19 protein-coding genes are annotated in these 16,076 nt (G+C 67.9%); 8 read left to right on the top strand and 11 right to left on the bottom strand.

Annotated elements, in window-relative coordinates:
• Positions 1-78 precede the first annotated feature (78 nt).
• The 3 genes from BW981_RS13740 (at position 79) to BW981_RS13730 (ending at position 3,352) form a co-directional block, all read left to right on the top strand.
• A complete protein-coding gene (locus BW981_RS13740; protein ID WP_076440090.1) occupies positions 79-1,128 on the top strand; it encodes a YihY/virulence factor BrkB family protein in 1,050 nt (349 codons plus the stop codon).
• Positions 1,128-2,363 (top strand): NAD(P)/FAD-dependent oxidoreductase, encoded by a 1,236-nt coding sequence (locus BW981_RS13735; protein ID WP_076440088.1) that lies wholly within the window; start codon positions 1,128-1,130, stop codon positions 2,361-2,363. Before BW981_RS13740 ends, BW981_RS13735 begins: the two co-directional genes overlap by 1 nt.
• Positions 2,364-2,485: 122 nt before the next feature.
• Complete coding sequence (locus tag BW981_RS13730) at positions 2,486-3,352, top strand: VOC family protein (RefSeq protein ID WP_083712349.1); 867 nt, start codon at positions 2,486-2,488, stop codon at positions 3,350-3,352.
• Here BW981_RS13730 and BW981_RS23405 read toward each other — a convergent pair.
• The 6 genes from BW981_RS23405 to BW981_RS13700 form a co-directional block, all read right to left on the bottom strand.
• Positions 3,336-3,809: a hypothetical protein gene (locus BW981_RS23405; protein ID WP_083712348.1), complete on the bottom strand. Its 474-nt coding sequence runs from the start codon at positions 3,807-3,809 to the stop codon at positions 3,336-3,338. The genes BW981_RS13730 and BW981_RS23405 overlap by 17 nt on opposite strands.
• Entirely contained in the window at positions 3,806-4,777 is a 972-nt protein-coding gene (gene cysK / locus BW981_RS13720; protein WP_076440084.1) for a cysteine synthase A, read from the bottom strand. Before cysK ends, BW981_RS23405 begins: the two co-directional genes overlap by 4 nt.
• Before the next feature lie 112 nt (positions 4,778-4,889).
• Positions 4,890-5,336, bottom strand: coding sequence for an RrF2 family transcriptional regulator (locus BW981_RS13715; RefSeq protein ID WP_076440082.1), 447 nt, complete (start codon positions 5,334-5,336; stop codon positions 4,890-4,892).
• On the bottom strand, positions 5,333-5,806 hold the full coding sequence (gene dut, locus BW981_RS13710) for a dUTP diphosphatase (protein ID WP_076440080.1): 474 nt from the start codon (positions 5,804-5,806) through the stop codon (positions 5,333-5,335). Before dut ends, BW981_RS13715 begins: the two co-directional genes overlap by 4 nt.
• Positions 5,807-5,809: 3 nt before the next feature.
• Positions 5,810-7,096 (bottom strand): phosphopantothenoylcysteine decarboxylase domain-containing protein, encoded by a 1,287-nt coding sequence (locus BW981_RS13705; protein WP_076440078.1) that lies wholly within the window; start codon positions 7,094-7,096, stop codon positions 5,810-5,812.
• 73 nt (positions 7,097-7,169) lie between these two features.
• The gene (locus tag BW981_RS13700) at positions 7,170-7,637 is read right to left on the bottom strand and encodes an Lrp/AsnC family transcriptional regulator (protein ID WP_076440076.1); all 468 of its coding nucleotides are present in this window, start codon (positions 7,635-7,637) and stop codon (positions 7,170-7,172) included.
• A gap of 155 nt (positions 7,638-7,792) precedes the next feature.
• Here BW981_RS13700 and BW981_RS13695 point away from each other — a divergent pair, with 155 nt between their 5' ends.
• From BW981_RS13695 to BW981_RS13685, 3 genes are read left to right on the top strand one after another with little or no spacing between them, the layout of a single operon-like run.
• Entirely contained in the window at positions 7,793-8,824 is a 1,032-nt protein-coding gene (locus BW981_RS13695) for an ABC transporter substrate-binding protein (RefSeq protein WP_076440074.1), read from the top strand.
• A gap of 4 nt (positions 8,825-8,828) precedes the next feature.
• Complete coding sequence (locus tag BW981_RS13690) at positions 8,829-9,581, top strand: ABC transporter permease (protein WP_076440072.1); 753 nt, start codon at positions 8,829-8,831, stop codon at positions 9,579-9,581.
• Positions 9,569-10,333 (top strand): ABC transporter ATP-binding protein, encoded by a 765-nt coding sequence (locus BW981_RS13685; protein ID WP_076440070.1) that lies wholly within the window; start codon positions 9,569-9,571, stop codon positions 10,331-10,333. Before BW981_RS13690 ends, BW981_RS13685 begins: the two co-directional genes overlap by 13 nt.
• Here the strand turns inward: BW981_RS13685 and tam are convergent.
• From tam to lepA, 3 genes are all read right to left on the bottom strand, one after another.
• Positions 10,330-11,112, bottom strand: a complete 783-nt coding sequence (tam, locus tag BW981_RS13680; RefSeq protein ID WP_076440067.1) for a trans-aconitate 2-methyltransferase — start codon at positions 11,110-11,112, stop codon at positions 10,330-10,332. The two genes, BW981_RS13685 and tam, sit on opposite strands and share 4 nt — an antisense overlap.
• Before the next feature lie 79 nt (positions 11,113-11,191).
• Positions 11,192-11,956, bottom strand: coding sequence for an SDR family NAD(P)-dependent oxidoreductase (locus tag BW981_RS13675; protein ID WP_076440065.1), 765 nt, complete (start codon positions 11,954-11,956; stop codon positions 11,192-11,194).
• A gap of 129 nt (positions 11,957-12,085) precedes the next feature.
• A complete protein-coding gene (lepA, locus tag BW981_RS13670; RefSeq protein WP_076440063.1) occupies positions 12,086-13,891 on the bottom strand; it encodes a translation elongation factor 4 in 1,806 nt (601 codons plus the stop codon).
• Between the two features lie 102 nt (positions 13,892-13,993).
• On the opposite strand from lepA, the gene BW981_RS13665 reads away from it, so the two are divergent.
• Positions 13,994-14,593, top strand: a complete 600-nt coding sequence (locus BW981_RS13665) for a helix-turn-helix domain-containing protein (RefSeq protein ID WP_076440061.1) — start codon at positions 13,994-13,996, stop codon at positions 14,591-14,593.
• Positions 14,590-15,141: a GNAT family N-acetyltransferase gene (locus BW981_RS13660; protein WP_076440059.1), complete on the top strand. Its 552-nt coding sequence runs from the start codon at positions 14,590-14,592 to the stop codon at positions 15,139-15,141. The genes BW981_RS13665 and BW981_RS13660 overlap by 4 nt, the downstream gene beginning before the upstream one ends.
• Here BW981_RS13660 and BW981_RS13655 read toward each other — a convergent pair.
• Positions 15,111-15,362 carry a DUF3297 family protein gene (locus BW981_RS13655; protein ID WP_076440057.1) on the bottom strand — a complete coding sequence of 84 codons (252 nt, stop codon included), beginning with the start codon at positions 15,360-15,362 and terminating at the stop codon, positions 15,111-15,113. The two genes, BW981_RS13660 and BW981_RS13655, sit on opposite strands and share 31 nt — an antisense overlap.
• A 64-nt stretch (positions 15,363-15,426) precedes the next feature.
• Positions 15,427-16,047, bottom strand: coding sequence for an ankyrin repeat domain-containing protein (locus BW981_RS13650; protein ID WP_076440054.1), 621 nt, complete (start codon positions 16,045-16,047; stop codon positions 15,427-15,429).
• Positions 16,048-16,076 lie beyond the last annotated feature (29 nt).

Genomic DNA, 16,076 nt, shown 5'->3' with positions numbered 1-16,076 from the left:
GCCCCGCCCGAAAAAGGAACAATTGCGGTCACGCCTTGTTGCCCGCAAGCTTGCGCGGCAATGGAGACACCAGCGTTCATGGCCTACCTGAAACGGATCACGGGTGCGGCCGGCATTGGCGTCGCGCTTGGCTATCTTTCGGGGATGGTCTCCAGCCGCATGGGCGGCAAGAAGAGCGCCACGCGCCGCGGCCGACTGGCACGAACGCCCTGGCAGATGCCCTGGCTCGGCTGGAAGGACGTTCTGCTGCGCTTCATCGGCAATGTCATCGACAACCGCCTGACCTCGCTCGCCGGAGCGGTCGCGTTCTTCACCCTCCTGTCGCTGGTGCCGGCGCTCTCGCTGCTGGTGACGATCTATCGCTATTTCACCGATCCGGTGACGATCGCCGAGCAGTTGGACGGCGTGACCACCATGTTCCCGCAGGCCGCGCGAGACCTGATCCATGAGCAGGCGATCCGGCTGTCGAGCCAGTCGGGAGCCAGCCTGTCGCTGACCTTCCTCGTCAGCTTCCTCGTCGCGACCTGGTCGTCGAATGCAGCGATGAAGGCGATGTTCGACGCGCTCAACATCATCTACCGCGAAACCGAGAAACGCAGCCTGATCAAGCTGAATCTGGTGTCCCTTGTCACCACTGTGGGCGCGATCCTTCTTGTCACGACGGCCCTGATCGTCATCGCCAGCTTGCCGCTCGTGACCGCGCTGTTTCCGTTCCACTCGGAGGTGGAAAGGCTGATCCGGCTGGTTCGCTGGCCCACCTTTCTGCTCCTCGGCACGCTGTCGATCGCCTCTCTCTACTGGATCGGTCCAAGCCGCGAACGCATGCGCTTCGTCTGGGTCATGCCGGGCGCCATCGTCGCGGCCCTGCTTTGGGCGGGCGCCTCCTATGTCTTCTCCTGGTATGTCAGCACGCTCGGCAACTACACCGCGGCCTATGGCTCGCTGGCGACGATCGTCGTCTTCATGACATGGCTCTGGATTTCCGCGACGATCGTGCTCGCGGGCGCCGAGCTGAATGCCGAGCTCGAGCACCAGACGGCTCACGACACCACCACGGGCCGCCCCAAGCCGCTCGGCAAGCGCGGCGCCACCATGGCCGACCAGATCGGGCCCGCGAAAGCCGATTGATGCTGGATCCCCAGACGACGCGTCACGACGACCTGCGCAAGGGGCAGGGGCCCTGGCTGCCCGGGATTCCGCGCCCGCCCGGAGGGAGGCTGGAGGCCGATACGCGTTGCGACGTCGTGGTCGTGGGGGCCGGGATTACCGGCGCGCTGATGGCCGAGCACCTGACCGCGATGGGCAAGGATGTCGCTCTGATCGACCGCGAGCGCGAAGGCTTCGGCAGCACGGCGGCCTCGACCGCCATGCTGCAATGGGAGATCGACCTCCGGCTTTCTCAATTGGCCGCGCTCTACGGCTTCGAGAATGCCGCGGAGGTGTACCGGCTGAGCTGCAAGGCGGTGGCATCGCTGGGCGAGCTGGTATCCGAGCTCGCGATCCCCTGCGGGTTCTCGCCGCGCCAGACGATCTACCTGTCTGCTGGCGATGTCGGACCCCGCGAGCTGCTGGCCGAATGCGAGGCCCGCCGCCGGGCCGGTCTGCCGGGGGATTTCGTCGAACATGCCCAGCTGATGAACGGGTTCGGCTTCGACCGGGCTGCCGCCATCATCTCTCCTGGCTCCGCTGAGGCGGACCCCTTGAGCCTCTGCCATGGCCTGGTTGCGATGGCGGCCAGGCGCGGCGCGCGCCTGTTGCGCGAGGAGGCGGTGAGCTTCGACGGTTCGGGCAAGGCCGCCGCCGTCACCCTGAAAAGCGGCCGCGTCATCGAGGCCGACGCGATCGTGCTCGCGACAGGCTACGTGATGCCCGGTTGTGTGAACGACGATCTCCACCGTGTCGCGTCGAGCTGGGCGATCGCGACGGTTCCCCAATCGCCGCAGGCGCTGTGGCCTGGTCCGGCTTTGGTCTGGGAGGCCTCGGAAGACTACATCTACTGCCGCACGACGACGGACGGTCGCATCGTCTTCGGCGGCGAGGATGAGGAGATCGACGATCCGGACCAGCGCGAGGCGCTGGGTGCCGAGAAGACCGCGGCGCTGATGGGCCGCCTGCATGCCCTGCTGCCAAAGGCAAAGCTTGATCTCGGCTATAGCTGGTCGGGCGCCTTTGGCCAGACCGGGGATGGGCTGCCGCTGATCGGGCGCGTCCCGGGCCACCCGCGGCTGCTTGCGGCTTATGGCTATGGCGGCAACGGCATCACCTTCAGCTTCCTCGCCTCGCGCATCCTCGGCGCTCTGATCGACGGTCGGGAGGAGAGCTGGTTCCGGCATTTCGCGATCGACCGGCCGAAGCCCGGCTGACGGCCGAGCGGTTGCAGATCTGCAATGTCGCCCTTTCCACCTGAGGAGGCGACAAGCGTGCCCCGGCACGCCATCTTTTGGCTGCGGCGGCCGTAAGCCCCGCCCGCGAAAGGATGACAGCCATGCTCGCAACTGCAGAGAGGGACACGCCCGCCGTCCTGGAAGCGCATCAGGCGCCCTATCATATCGGCGCCGTGACGCTGCGCGTCCGCGACCTCGCCGGGCTTACGGCCTTTTACCGCGACGCCATCGGCCTGTCGGTCCTTCGTTCAGACCCGCAGGCTGCCGAGCTTGGCGTCGGCAGCACGGTGCTGGTCCGCCTTTTGCCCGGCGCCGGGCGGCCAACTGCCGCGACAGGACTGTTCCACCTGGCGATCCTCCTGCCCTCGCGGCAGGCGCTGGCGAATTGGCTGCAACATGCGGCGGGGACCGGGATCCGGCTCGAAGGCGCCTCCGATCACCTCGTCAGCGAGGCTTTGTACCTTTCCGACCCCGAAGGAAACGGCATCGAGATCTACCGGGACCGCCGCCGCGCCGAATGGCCGCGCCGTCCCGATGGCGGCATCGCCATGGCGACCGAGGGGCTCGACCTCGACAAGCTTCTGAGGGAGGCGCAGAGCGGCCCCTATGCCGGGATGCCGGCCGGTACCGCGATGGGCCATATCCATCTGCGCGTCGGTGACACCGCTGCGGCCGAAGCCTTCTACCACGGCCTCATCGGCTTCGACGTGATGGTGCATTATCCGGGTGCGAGCTTCCTCGCCAGCGGCGGCTATCACCACCACATCGCCGGCAATATCTGGGGAAGCCGCGGCGCCGGGGCGCGCGGACCGGGCGAGGCGGGCCTGGACAGCTTCCAGATCGTCGCCCGCGACGCTGCCGATTTCGAGGCGATGAAGGAGCGCATCGTGGCGGCAGGCGGAAGCGTGGCCGATGGTGTGCCGACCATCGCCGATCCCTGGAACAACCGGATCACTCTCGTTCGCTGACGGGTGTCAGCGCGCCAGCAGATGCGAGCGGCGCGTGCCGTTCGTGGCGGGCAGGAACCCCGCCGCTTCCCAGAAGCGTGCCGCACGGTCGTCGCTTGCCCGCAAAGACAGGCGCGGCGCCAAGGCGAGCCCCTGCTGGATCAGGGCGCAGGCGAGCGCCCGCCCGGCTCCGGCCGCGCGGTGCAAAGGCCGGATATAGACGGCGCACCCGCAGCAGGTCGGGTTCTGGATCGTAGGGGTCGGGCGTCAGCGCGCCGACACCCGCCAGTTCACCGTCGATGAAGGCGGCGAAGACGGCGAAACGATCGTCGCCGGCAGCATAGTGGCCCGCCAGCCATTCCTCGCGCAGGCTCTCGACGAAGCGATAGGCCTCGGCGCGCGCTTCGCTGCACAGCCCCTCGAAATCGTCCGGCAGCGTATCGCTCAGCCGGACGATCTGGATCGGCGCTTCGTTCACAGACCGTCGAACAGCGCGCTGGAGATGTAGCGCTCCGCAAAGGAGGGGATGATCACCACGATCGTCTTGCCGGCATTCTCGGGCCTGGCGCCGACTTCGAGCGCAGCCGCGATCGCCGCGCCAGACGAGATGCCGGCCGGAATGCCCTCGTTCTTGGCCAATGCCCGGGCGGTCTCGAAGGCCGTCTGGTTGCCCACCGTCACCACCTCGTCGATGACGCCGCGGTCCAGCACGCCCGGCACGAAACCCGCGCCGATGCCCTGGATCTTGTGCGGTCCGGCCTGTCCGCCCGACAGGACCGGCGAATCCTCCGGCTCGACCGCGACCATCCTGAGCCCAGGCTTGCGGGCCTTCAGCACCTGTCCGATGCCGGTGATGGTGCCGCCGGTGCCGACGCCCGAGACGATGATGTCGATGTTGCCCTGCGTGTCGTTCCAGATCTCCTCCGCCGTGGTCTTGCGGTGGATTTCAGGGTTGTGCGGATTCTCGAACTGCTGCGGGATGATCGCGCCCGGGATTTCGCTCTTCAGCTCTTCGGCCTTCGCGACGGCGCCGCGCATGCCGCCGGGACCCGGCGTCAGCACGAGTTCGGCGCCGAGCAGGGCCAGCATCTTGCGCCGCTCAATCGACATCGTCTCCGGCATCACCAGGATCAGGCGGTAGCCGCGCGCGGCGGCAACGAAGGCGAGCGCGATGCCGGTGTTGCCCGATGTCGGCTCGATCAGCGTGCCGCCGGGCTTCAGCGCGCCCGAAGCCTCCAGCGCGTCGATCATGTTGACGCCGATGCGGTCCTTGACGCTGGAGATCGGGTTGAAGAATTCGAGCTTGGCGAGGATCGTCGCCTGGACGCCGCGCTCCGCCGGCAGGCGGTTGAGCTTGACCAGCGGGGTATCGCCGATCGTGTCGGTGATCGAGTTGTAGATGCGGCCGCGGCCCGGCGCCTTCCGGGAGGTCTGCGTGTCAGCCATGGAGTCACTCCTTCAGCGGCTTCGCGAAAGGCTTGCCCTTCACGAAAGGACTTGTCGGTGACAACGCTAGTCCAATTCACAGGTTCTGTCGAACAAATCTATAAATCACATTCTAAATTGTAAAATGATCCTGTTCTGGCCGTGTGCCGATCTGGTCGGCGAGCGCCCGCGCGCAGAGCTCCTCGACATTGACCCCGGCCAGCACCTTCAGGAAGGCGGCCGAGGCGGCGGCCACCTCCGGCGCGACCACGGCATCGACGAGCGCCGATTGCGGCGGGGGGCCGAGATCCTGCGAGGCGTCCTCCATCGCCGCGCGGGCGATATCGGCTGCGGTGATGCGGCGGCGCTCGCGGGCGAGCTCGTAGCCCCCGCGCGGGCCGCGCACCCCCTTGAGGATGCCGGCATGGACCAGCGCCTGCAGCAGGGTCTCGAGATGGCGCGGCGGCAGGCCGAGCCGTCCCGCCAGCAGCTTCGCCGCCACCGGCGCCGGCCGCGCATGCAGCGCGATATCGACCACCGCGGCAATGGCGAGGAGGCTTCGCCGCGACAGCAGCATCATCGCGACGTTCCCGCGCTCGAGCCGTCCTGGATCCCGGTCGAGCCGAAGCCGCCCGCGCCCCGCTCCGTGGCGTCGAGCTGCGGGACTTCGACGAGGCTGACCCGCGTGACCGGCGCGATCACCAATTGCGCGATGCGGTCCCCGCGCTGGATCCGGAACGGCTCCTGGCCGTGGTTGATCAGCGGTACCTTGATCTCACCGCGATAGTCGCAATCGATCGTGCCCGGTGCGTTGAGCACGGTGACGCCATGACGGACAGCCAGCCCCGAGCGCGGCCGGACCTGCCCCTCGAAACCGTCCGGCAATTGCAGGGCTAGCCCGGTCGGCACGAGCATGCGCCCGCCGGCCGCCAGCACAACCGGCTCCTCGAGCGCGGCGCGCAGGTCCAGCCCGGCCGCCCCTTCCGTCTCATAAGCCGGCAAGGGAAGATCGGCGCCGTGAGCGAGGCGCTGAAGCGGGACGCTTGTCACGGCTCAGCCCGCCTTTGGCGGCAGCAGGGCCGCCAGATGCGCGACGAGGCGGCGAGCCACCTCCTCCTTCGGCAAGGTCGGCCAGGTCTCGACGCCCGACGCGCCGACGAGATGGACGGTGTTGGCGTCGCCGCCCATCACGCCCGTGCCCCCGACATCATTGGCGACGATCAGGTCGCAGCCCTTCCTGGCCAGCTTGGCCTTGGCATAGTCGATGACGTTCTGCGTCTCGGCCGCGAAGCCGACGACGAGGCCGGGCCTCCCGGCCTTGCGGTGCGCCACCGTCGCCAGGATGTCCGGGTTCTCGACCAGCGAGAGCGGCGGCAGGGCACCGCCATCCTTCTTCATCTTCTCGGGTGCCGCGTCCGCGACGCGCCAATCGGCGACCGCAGCGGCGAAGATAGCAAGATCCGCCGGCAGGGCCGCATCCACCGCGGCCTGCATCTCCCGCGCGGATTCGACATGCACGGTTTCGACTCCCTCGGGGTCGGCGAGCGTCACCGGCCCGCTGATCAGCGTCACCCGCGCACCCGCTGCTGCTGCGGCAGCGGCGATGGCATGGCCCTGCTTGCCTGAGGAGCGGTTGGCGATATAGCGCACCGGATCGATCGGCTCATGCGTCGGGCCGGAGGTGATCAGGACATGCCGGCCTGCGAGCGCGCCGGCGGCCGGCTCGCTCTGCGGGGTATCCCCGCCCGGAAGCCGGCCGAGGAAGCCGATCGCGCGCTGCGCCGCCGGCTTCTCGCCCGCCAGCGCCAGCTCGATCGCAGCCAGGATTTCCATCGGCTCGGCCATGCGGCCGAGCCCGCTCTCGCCGCGCTCGGCCATCGCGCCGCTATTGGGGCCGACGACGAGGATGCCGTCCTTCTCGAGCTGCGCCACGTTCCGCCGCGTCGCAGGGTGTTGCCACATGCGCGGGTTCATCGCGGGCGCGATCAGCACGCGCTTGTCGGTGGCGAGCAGTGCGGTCGAAGCAAGATCGTCGGCCTGCCCTGTCGCCATCTTGGCGATGAGGTCGGCGGTCGCCGGCGCGACCACGACCAGATCGGTCGAGCGCGAGAGCTGGATATGCCCGATATCGGCCTCGTCCGTCAGCGAGAACAGGTCGGTGAAGCAGCGCTCCCCGGCCAGCGCCGAGACCGAGAGCGGCGTCACGAACTGCTCGCCGGCCCTGGTCAGGATGCAGCGCGAGGCGATGCCGCGGTCCTTCAGCCGGCGGACCAGCTCCAGGCACTTATAGGCGGCGATGCCGCCGCCGATGATCAGCAGGATGGAGCGGGAAGCGGACAAGGAGGCTCCTCGGGCGAAGCGGCAAGCGACCGACTTTCCCTAGCATCAGCGGCGCTGCGCTGTCAGCCTGTCCTCATGGCCGAGGCATCTCCGGCACCTTGTAGGCCGTCGTCGCCTTGATCCGTTCCATCGCGAAGCGCGACGTGACGTTCTTCAGCGGGATCGTTTCGATCAGTTTCTTGTAGAACGCATCATAGGCGGCCATGTCCGCGACGACGACGCGCAGCATGTAGTCGACGTCGCCGGCCATGCGGTAGAATTCCATCACCTCCGGCATGGCCGAGACGGTATCGGCGAAGGTCGAGAGCCAGGGGCCGGAATGGTCCGCAGTCTCGATCTGGACGAAGACGGTGAGCCCGAGACCGATCTTCTCCGGCGCGACGAGCGCGACCCGCTTCAGGATGATTCCGGCCTGTTCCAGCTTCTGGATGCGCTTCCAGCAAGGCGTCTGCGAGAGACCGACACGGTCCGCCAGCTCGGCGATGGAGATGTTGGCGTCGCCCTGGAGCACCGTCAGAATTTTGCGGTCGATGGCATCCATCTGAAAAATCCGTCCGAGATAGAAAATGACTCTGGAGAAGCAGCGCAGGAAAGAAGGATTATCTTTTTGGAGCCCGCTACTTGCATCCAGATAGAAAATCCTTTTCTCCATCTGTCAATGGTTCCCTTGGGCGCCTCGTGCTTCGACAGGATGTGATGGTCATGGATCGCCGCCGTTTTCTCACCGGAGCCACCGGCCTTGTGGCCTTCGCGCCTTGGGCCGCGAGGGCACAGAGCCCGTCCGTCGCGGCGCGCATCGGCTATATTCCGGTGGTCGGCACGGCGCCGTTCTTTGTCGCGCAGGGCGAAGGCTGGCTGAAGCAGGGCGGCGTCGAGCCTGTCGTGACGGTTTTCGAATCCGGCCCGAACATGATCCAGGCGCTCGCCTCCGGCACGATCGACGTCTACGTCGCCGGCGTTGCGCCGCTGGCGGTCGCCCGGTCGCGGGGCATCGACGTGCGCGTTGTCGCGTCGACCGCGATCGGCGAGAACGTCGTCGTCGCTGCCCCGTCGCTGTCCAAGTTCTTTGCCGTCAATGTCACGCCGGCGGCTGCCTTCAAGGCGTTCAAGGCGGCGACCGGCAAGGCCGCACGACTCGCCACCCAGCCTGCCGGCTCGGTGCCCAACACGGCGCTGCAGCACTGGCTCTGGGAGGTCGCCCGGATCGACAGGAGCGAGGCCGAAATCGTGCCGATGGGGATCGACGCCACGCAGCAGGCGATCCTCGCCGGTGCGGTCGATGGCGGCATCGTGCGCGAGCCGGCGCTGACGATCCTCCAGAGCCGCAACAGCGCGATCAAGCTGGTGGCCGCCGGCGAGGAGGTGTTTCCGGGCCAACCCGGCACCGTCGTCGCAGTCTCCGGCGCCTTTGCGACCAGGACCCCGCAAGCGGTCCAGACGATCGTCGACGGGCTGGTCAAGGCCGCTGCGCTCATCAAATCCGCGCCCGACAAGGCGGCTCCGCATGTCGGCGCCGCGCTCGGCAAGGGCATCGTCGACCCGGGCCTGATCCGCAAGGCGCTGGTCTCGCCCGCCAGCGTCTTCGAGATCGACCCGCGCAAGATCATCGAGCCGGCTCGTGCCATGCAGGCTTATCAGGTCAAGCTCGGCTCGCTCGACAAGGAACTGCCTTTCGACGGCCTGTTCGAGACGCAGTATTACGAGCGCGCCGTCAAGGCTGGCGGCTGAGGCCGTGGCGCGGCTGCGGGCCCCCGCCCTGGCCCTGCTGGGCCTTCTCGCCTTCCTGCTGTTGTGGGAGGCGGCGCCTTATTTCGGCTGGGTGAACCCGGCCTTCCTGCCGCCGCCGAGCGTGCTGCCCCGGGCCTTCATGCGCGAGCTCCAGTCCGGCGCCTGGCTCGCGGCCATTCTGGGCTCGCTCTGGCATTATTTCGTCGGGCTGTTCGCTGGAGCGGGACTGGGCATCGCGCTCGGCGTGCTCGTCGGCATGTCGCGGATCGCGGAAGAGGCGACCGCCTGGGTGGTGCGGGTGCTGCGGCCGATCCCGGGTCTCGCCTGGGTTCCCTTCGCCATCATCTGGTTCGGCGTCACCCCGGGCGCCGCGGTGTTCATCATCGCGGTCGGCGTGTTCTGGATCTCCTTCTTCGCGGCGCAGGGCGCGGTGCGCGGTGTCGATCGCGATCTTGTCGAGGTGGCCGATGCCTTCGGCTTCCGCTCGCCCTGGGCCCGGCTGTTCAAGATCCTCCTGCCGGCAGCGATGCCAGGCATCCTCGTCGGCTTCCGCACCGCGCTCGGTCAGGCCTGGATGGCGGTGGTTGCTGCCGAGATCTTCGGCGTCGCCGGCGTCGGCCAGCGCATGATGCAGGCCTCCAGCCTGCTCGCGACCGATATCGTCGTGGTCTACATGCTGACGATGGCGGCGCTCTACGGCCTGCTCGACACGGCCTTCGTCGCCTTCCAGACATGGGTGCTGCGATGGAAAGCGTGATCGACATCAAGAGCCTGTCGCTGACCTTCACCCGCGACGGCGAGCAAACCGAGGTGCTGCGCCAGCTCGATCTTTCGGTCGAGCGGGGCGAGTTCCTGGCCATCGTCGGCCCCTCGGGAGTGGGCAAGTCGACGCTGCTGCGCGTCATCGCCGGCCTGGCGAAACCGAGCGGCGGCGAGGTCGTGATCCATGCGAGGGACGGCACCCGCCGCCCCGTCGCGCTGGTCTTCCAGGATTCGCGGCTCCTGCCCTGGCGCAAGGTGGTGTCGAATGTCGGCTTCGGGCTGGAGGGCCGCACCTCGCGTGGCCAGCGCCTCTCCAAGGCGCAGGAGATGCTCGATCTCGTCGGCCTCGGGGGCCTGGCCCAGCGCTGGCCGCATCAGCTTTCCGGCGGGCAGCGCCAGCGCGTCTCGCTGGCGCGTGCGCTCGCCGTCGAGCCCGAGATCCTGCTGATGGACGAGCCCTTCTCGGCGCTCGACGCGTTGACGCGCGAGCACCTGCAGGACGAGCTGATCCGCGTCTGGCAGCGCACGCGCAAGACGGTGCTTTTCGTGACCCACGATATCGACGAGGCCGCCTACCTCGCCGATCGTGTCGTGATCCTGTCGGGCGCGCCCGGCCAGATCATCGCAGAGCACCGCATCGATGCGGCCCGTCCACGCAGGCGCGGCGCGGCGGCGGAGGCGGAGATCGTCCGCGCCGTCCGTCAGGGGCTGGGCGCAGACATCGTCGCGGATGGTGCGGCGATCTAGCCTTTCGTTGCGACGATGAAGAGGCGCGGGAAGGGGAGCAGCACCTTGCCGTCGCTCTCGACCGGATAGGCCGGCGCGATCCGGGCGAGATAACGGGCGAGGAAAGCCTCCTGCTCGGTCGCGTCGAGCCGGTCGAGGAAGGGCTTCAGCCCCGTGCTCCTGAACCAGTCCGCGATGGCGGCGAGGCCGGCGAGCTCATGGACATAGGTGGTCTGCCAGATGTCCACCCGGCAGCCGGCCTTGTTCAGCCAGCGCCGGTAATCGCCGAAGGAGCCGATCGCGGTGCGCGCCGCCAACGCGGGTGCGAGCTTCGTCGCCCAGGGCTGCTCCATCGCCACTTCGCGCATCGCGACATGCGAGGGCCGTCCGAGATTGTCCGGCATCTGCACCGCAAGGCAGCCGCCGGGCTTCAGCGAGCGCACCAGCTGCGGAATCAGAGCGGCATGGTCCGGCAGCCATTGCAGCACGGCATTCGCGAAGATCAGGTCATAGGCATCCTCGGCGAGCCAATGGCCCGCATCGCCGAGCGTGAAGGTGAGCTGCGGCAGGCGCTTGCGGGCTTTGTCCAGCATGTCGGGCGAGGAATCCAGCCCCTCGACCCACGCCTGCGGGAAGCGCGCGGCCACCAGCTCGGTGCTGTTGCCCGGCCCGCAGCCCAGATCGATGCAGCGCTCCGGGTCGCTCGGTGGCACGCGCGCGAGCAGATCGATGGAGGGGCGGGTCCGCTCGTCCTCGAAGCGCAGATATTGCGCGGCGTTCCAGTCCGGTGCGGCGGCCATGGCGCTCTCCCTCCGGCGGCGATGGCCGGTTACGCGGTCGCGATAAGCCTCGCCGCCGAAAGCCGCAAGAACGGTCTGCTCAGAGCGAGGAGACCAGATGCCCGCCATCGACGGCGAGCGAGGTGCCGGTGATGTAGCTTCCGGCCTTGGAGGCCAGCAGCAGCAGCGCCCCGTCGAGTTCCTCGGCCCGGCCCAGCCGGCGCTGCGGGATGCGGCGGACCAGCTGCTGGCCCGGCTCCGTCGCGAAGAAGTCGCGGTTGATGTCGGTCTCGATATAGCCGGGGCAGAGCGCATTGACGCGGATACCATCGCGCGCCCATTCCAGCGCCAGCGCCTTGGTGAGCTGGATCACGCCGGCCTTCGAGGCGGCATAGGCGCTGACGCCGCCGGCGACGCGCTCGCCCAGGATCGAGGCGATGTTGACGATCGCGCCGCCGCGGCCGCCCTCCCGCATGCCGCGCGCGGCGGCCTGCGCGACGAGGAAGACGCCCTTGAGGTTGGTGTCGATCACCGCATCCCAATCGGCTTCGGACAGGTCGGCGGCCCGGCCGGCGCCGCTGATGCCGGCATTGTTGATCAGGATATCGAAGTGCCGCTCCGCCAGAGCCGCCGACACCGAGGTCGGATCGGTCACGTCCAGCCCCAGCGCTTGTGCCGCGCCGCCCGCCTCCGCGATCCCGCGGCAGGCCCCCTCCAGCGCTGCGATCCGCCGGGCCGCGAGCGTGACGTTGACGCCATGGGAGGCGAGCAGCCGGGCAAAATGCAGACCGAGCCCCCCGGAGGCGCCGGTCACCAATGCGCTCTTGCCGTGGAGATCGTCGAAGAAAGCTCGTGCTGTCGTCATCGGCCGAGCTTCGGCGCGATCGTGGCGGGGATCAAGCTCTCACGCTGAAGCAGCGAGCCACAGGCCATCCCGGATCTTCGCTGCGCGTTGTCCGGGATGACAGCCTTCCACAACAGAGGATCAGCCGGTTCAGTCGTCCATCTTGAGGGCGGCGATAAAGGCTTCCTGCGGGATTTCGACCTTGCCGAACTGCCGCATCTTCTTCTTGCCTTCCTTCTGCTTGTCCAGAAGCTTGCGCTTGCGGGTGGCGTCGCCGCCATAGCACTTGGCGGTCACGTCCTTGCGCAGGGCGCGGATGGTCTCGCGGGCAATGATCTTGCCGCCGATCGCCGCCTGCACCGGAATCTGGAACATATGCGGCGGGATCAGCTCCTTGAGCTTCTCGCACATGGCGCGTCCGCGCGATTCCGCCCGCGTGCGGTGGACGAGCATGGAGAGCGCATCGACCGGCTCGGCGTTCACCAGCACCGACATGCGTACGAGGTCGCCCTCGCGGTAATCGGTGATGGCGTAGTCGAAGGAGGCGTAGCCCTTCGAGATCGACTTCAGCCGGTCGTAGAAATCGAACACGACCTCGTTCAGCGGCAGGTCGTAGACCACCTTGGCGCGCGAGCCGACATAGGACAGGTCCGTCTGGATGCCCCGGCGATCCTGGCAGAGCTTCAGCACCGAGCCGAGATATTCGTCGGGCGTGAAGATCGTCGCCTTGATCCAGGGCTCCTCGATGAATTCGATCTTCATCACGTCCGGCATGTCGGCCGGGTTGTGAAGTTCGATCGTCGTGCCGTCGCGCAGCTTGAGACGATAGACGACCGAGGGCGCCGTCGAGATCAGGTTGAGGTTGAATTCGCGCTCGAGCCGCTCCTGGATGATCTCGAGATGCAGCAGGCCGAGGAAGCCGCAGCGGAAGCCGAAGCCGAGCGCGGCGGAGGTCTCCATTTCGTAGGAGAAGCTCGCATCGTTCAGCCGCAGCCGCGACATGGCGGCGCGCAGCACCTCGAAATCGGCGGCGTCGACCGGGAAGATGCCGCAGAACACCACCGGCTGCACCGGTTTGAAGCCGGGAAGCGGCTCAGCGATCGGCCTCTTGTCGTCGGTGATCGTGTCGCCGACGGCGGTATCGGCGACCTCCTTGATCGAGGCGGTGAAGAAGCCGACCTCGCCCGGCCCGAGCTGCTTCACCTCGGTCATCTTCGGCTTGAACACGCCGACGCGGTCGACGCCGTAGGAGGCGTTGGCGCGCATCATGCGGATGGTCATGCCCTTCTTCAGCACGCCGTCGATGACGCGCACCAGCACGACGACGCCGAGATAGGCGTCATACCAGGAATCGACCAGCAGGCATTTCAACGGCGCGTCGGGGTCGCCCTTGGGCGCAGGCAGCTTCTGGACGATGGCTTCCAGCACGCCCTCGATGTTGAGACCGGTCTTGGCCGAGATCGGCACCGCCTCCGAGGCGTCGAGGCCGATCACATCCTCGATCTGCTGCTTGATGCGCTCAGGCTCCGCCGCCGGCAGGTCGATCTTGTTGAGGACGGTGACGATCTCGTGGTTGGCGTCAAGGGCCTGATAGACGTTCGCCAGCGTCTGCGCCTCGACACCCTGCGAGGCGTCGACGACGAGCAGCGAGCCCTCGCAGGCCGCCAGCGAGCGCGACACCTCATAGGCGAAGTCGACATGGCCGGGCGTGTCCATCAGGTTCAGGATGTAGGACTTGCCATCCTTGGCCGTGTAGTCCAGTCGCACCGTCTGGGCCTTGATGGTGATGCCGCGCTCCTTCTCGATATCCATCGAGTCGAGGATCTGCTCGCTCATGTCGCGGGCCGCGACCGTGCCCGTCTGCTGGATCAGCCGGTCGGCCAGCGTCGACTTGCCGTGGTCGATATGGGCGACGATCGAGAAGTTGCGGATATTGTCGATGCTGCGGGTGCTCATGCGCGCGCCATAGCAGTGAAGCTCCCCAACGCCAAGCGCTTGGCGTCGCGCGGCCTGTCCCAAGGGCTTGCCGATTCCATGATATAAGAATAATTCTCTTCCATGAGGTTTGACACGGACGAAGACATCGACCGCCGGCTCGGAGAGCGGCTCAAGGCCGCGCGCCAGCGCCTTGACCTGACACTGGACGACCTCGCCCGCCGCTCCGGTGTCAGCCGTGCCATGATCTCGCGGGTCGAGCGTGGCGAATCGAGCCCCACAGCGGCCCTGCTGGTGCGGCTGGGCTCCGGGCTCGGCCTGTCGCTCTCGGCGCTGCTCGGCGCCGCGGAAAGTGCCGGGCCCCTGTCCCGCCGGGACGCGCAAGCCGTCTGGCGTGATCCGGCGAGCGGCTATGTCCGACGAAACGTCTCGCCGCGCGGCACGGGCTCCGGCTTCGAAATCGTGGAGGTGGAACTGCCCGGCGGCGCCGAGGTCAGGCTGGACAGCGCGGTGGGTGCGCCGGCGCTCGACCAGCAGATCTGGGTGCTGGCCGGCCGGCTCGGCCTGACCATCGATGGCATCGGCTCTGAGCTGGCCGCCGGCGACTGCCTGCAGATGTATCTGCGGAAGACCATCATCTATCGCAATCCGGCGGCGGAGCCCGTCCGCTACGCCGTCATCCTCGCCGCGGGCAGCGGCTCATTTCCGGGATATGCCGCATGAGCAGGATCGAAACGCTCGACACCGCCGCAGCCGAGTCCGCGATCCCCGACCTCGCGGCCATTCTGCAGGACTGCGTCGCCAACGGCGCCTCCGTCGGCTTCATGCACTGGAGCACGCCGGCCGACTACGAAGGCTTCTGGCGCGACGTGGTCGCGGGCGTCGGGAGCGGGCGGATCGTGCTGCTGGCTGCGCGCACCGAGGAGGGGATCGTCGGCACCGCGCAGCTCCATCTGATCGGCAAGCCGAACCAGCCGCATCGCGCCGACATCGCCAAGGTGCTGGTGCATTCGCGCGCCCGCCGGCAGGGGATCGGCGAAGCGCTCATGCGCCGGGCCGAGGCGATCGCTCGTCAGCACGGCCGCGATCTCCTGGTCCTCGACACCGACGAGCATGGCGCGGCGCGGCGGCTCTACGCCCGGCTCGGCTGGACGGAGCTCGGCACCATCCCGCGTTTTGCGCTGATGCCGGACGGCGCCGATTGCGGCTCGACCTTCTTTTACAAGAGCCTGGCCGAGGCTCAGCCTTCCTTGGCCTCGCCGCGCACATAAGGCTCCACCGGGCCCTTGAGCGTGATCGTCATCGGGCGGCCGAAGCGGTCCTTGGCGGCGCCGGCTGCGACCTTCACCCAGCCTTCGGAGACGCAATATTCCTCGACATTGGTCTTCTCGACGCCCTTGAAGCGGATGCCGATGTCCCGCGACAGAACCTCTTCGTTGTAGAAGGGGCTCTCGGGATTGACGGAGAGGCGGTCGGGAAGCTGGTCGGACATCGGCCTGGCCTGAATGCGAAGGAAAACTGGGCGCTCGATAGACGCTTCCGCGGGTAAAGCCAACTCAGCGCTTCATCCGCCCCCCGGCCACCTCGATCGCCGCAGCGATGGCATCCTGGCCCTTCGCTCTCGCATGGGCCAGCGGCATGATCCCGTCACGGTCCGCGAGATTCGGGTCTGCGCCTGCGGCCAGCACCATTCTTGTCACCTCCCGATGGCGCGGGCCGCCATCGCCGAGGATCACGATCTCCAGAAGGCAGGTCCAGCCGAGATCGTTGACGTGGTTCACGTCGATGCCGCTGGTGAGCAGCAGCTTCACCGTCTCGACATGCGCCCGTTCGCAGGCCGGGATCAGCGCGTTGCCGCCATAGCGGTTGCGCAGCGAAAGGTCGGGCTTCAGCGGCAGCATCGCCGCGACGATCTCCGTCCGCCCGGAAGCGCCGGCGAGGAGCCAGGGCGTGTCGCGGTTGGCCGCCTGCGTGTTCGGGCTGGCCCCCGCCGCCAGCAGCGCCTTCGCGGCGACGACGTGGTTGCCCGCGACGGCGAGCAGCAGGGCCGTGCGGCCTTGGGGATCGCGGGCTTCCAGATCGACACCCTCGCGGATCAGCCGTTCGACTTCGGCGGTGTGGCCGGTTTCCGCCGCGGCCAACAGGGCAGCGCCGGCCTGAGCCGTCGTCGCGGTCATCAACAGACCTCCAAGGACAGCAGCAGCCA

Origin of the sequence: Allobosea sp. TND4EK4, from assembly GCF_900156025.1 — a bacterium.
In the GTDB taxonomy this organism is placed as follows: domain Bacteria; phylum Pseudomonadota; class Alphaproteobacteria; order Rhizobiales; family Beijerinckiaceae; genus Allobosea.
This window is presented reverse-complemented; position numbering and strand designations above follow the sequence as displayed.

What these genes read in the sequence shown, in the direction of transcription:
- BW981_RS13740 (WP_076440090.1), top strand. Translation starts at nt 79, where the DNA reads ATGGCCTACCTGAAACGGATCACGGGTGCGGCCGGCATTGGCGTCGCG.
- BW981_RS13735 (WP_076440088.1), top strand. Translation starts at nt 1,128, where the DNA reads ATGCTGGATCCCCAGACGACGCGTCACGACGACCTGCGCAAGGGGCAG.
- BW981_RS13730 (WP_083712349.1), top strand. Translation starts at nt 2,486, where the DNA reads ATGCTCGCAACTGCAGAGAGGGACACGCCCGCCGTCCTGGAAGCGCAT.
- cysK (WP_076440084.1), bottom strand. Translation starts at nt 4,777, where the DNA reads ATGGCTGACACGCAGACCTCCCGGAAGGCGCCGGGCCGCGGCCGCATC.
- BW981_RS13715 (WP_076440082.1), bottom strand. Translation starts at nt 5,336, where the DNA reads ATGATGCTGCTGTCGCGGCGAAGCCTCCTCGCCATTGCCGCGGTGGTC.
- BW981_RS13700 (WP_076440076.1), bottom strand. Translation starts at nt 7,637, where the DNA reads ATGGATGCCATCGACCGCAAAATTCTGACGGTGCTCCAGGGCGACGCC.
- BW981_RS13695 (WP_076440074.1), top strand. Translation starts at nt 7,793, where the DNA reads ATGGTCATGGATCGCCGCCGTTTTCTCACCGGAGCCACCGGCCTTGTG.
- BW981_RS13685 (WP_076440070.1), top strand. Translation starts at nt 9,569, where the DNA reads ATGGAAAGCGTGATCGACATCAAGAGCCTGTCGCTGACCTTCACCCGC.
- tam (WP_076440067.1), bottom strand. Translation starts at nt 11,112, where the DNA reads ATGGCCGCCGCACCGGACTGGAACGCCGCGCAATATCTGCGCTTCGAG.
- BW981_RS13675 (WP_076440065.1), bottom strand. Translation starts at nt 11,956, where the DNA reads ATGACGACAGCACGAGCTTTCTTCGACGATCTCCACGGCAAGAGCGCA.
- lepA (WP_076440063.1), bottom strand. Translation starts at nt 13,891, where the DNA reads ATGAGCACCCGCAGCATCGACAATATCCGCAACTTCTCGATCGTCGCC.
- BW981_RS13665 (WP_076440061.1), top strand. Translation starts at nt 13,994, where the DNA reads ATGAGGTTTGACACGGACGAAGACATCGACCGCCGGCTCGGAGAGCGG.
- BW981_RS13660 (WP_076440059.1), top strand. Translation starts at nt 14,590, where the DNA reads ATGAGCAGGATCGAAACGCTCGACACCGCCGCAGCCGAGTCCGCGATC.
- BW981_RS13655 (WP_076440057.1), bottom strand. Translation starts at nt 15,362, where the DNA reads ATGTCCGACCAGCTTCCCGACCGCCTCTCCGTCAATCCCGAGAGCCCC.
- BW981_RS13650 (WP_076440054.1), bottom strand. Translation starts at nt 16,047, where the DNA reads ATGACCGCGACGACGGCTCAGGCCGGCGCTGCCCTGTTGGCCGCGGCG.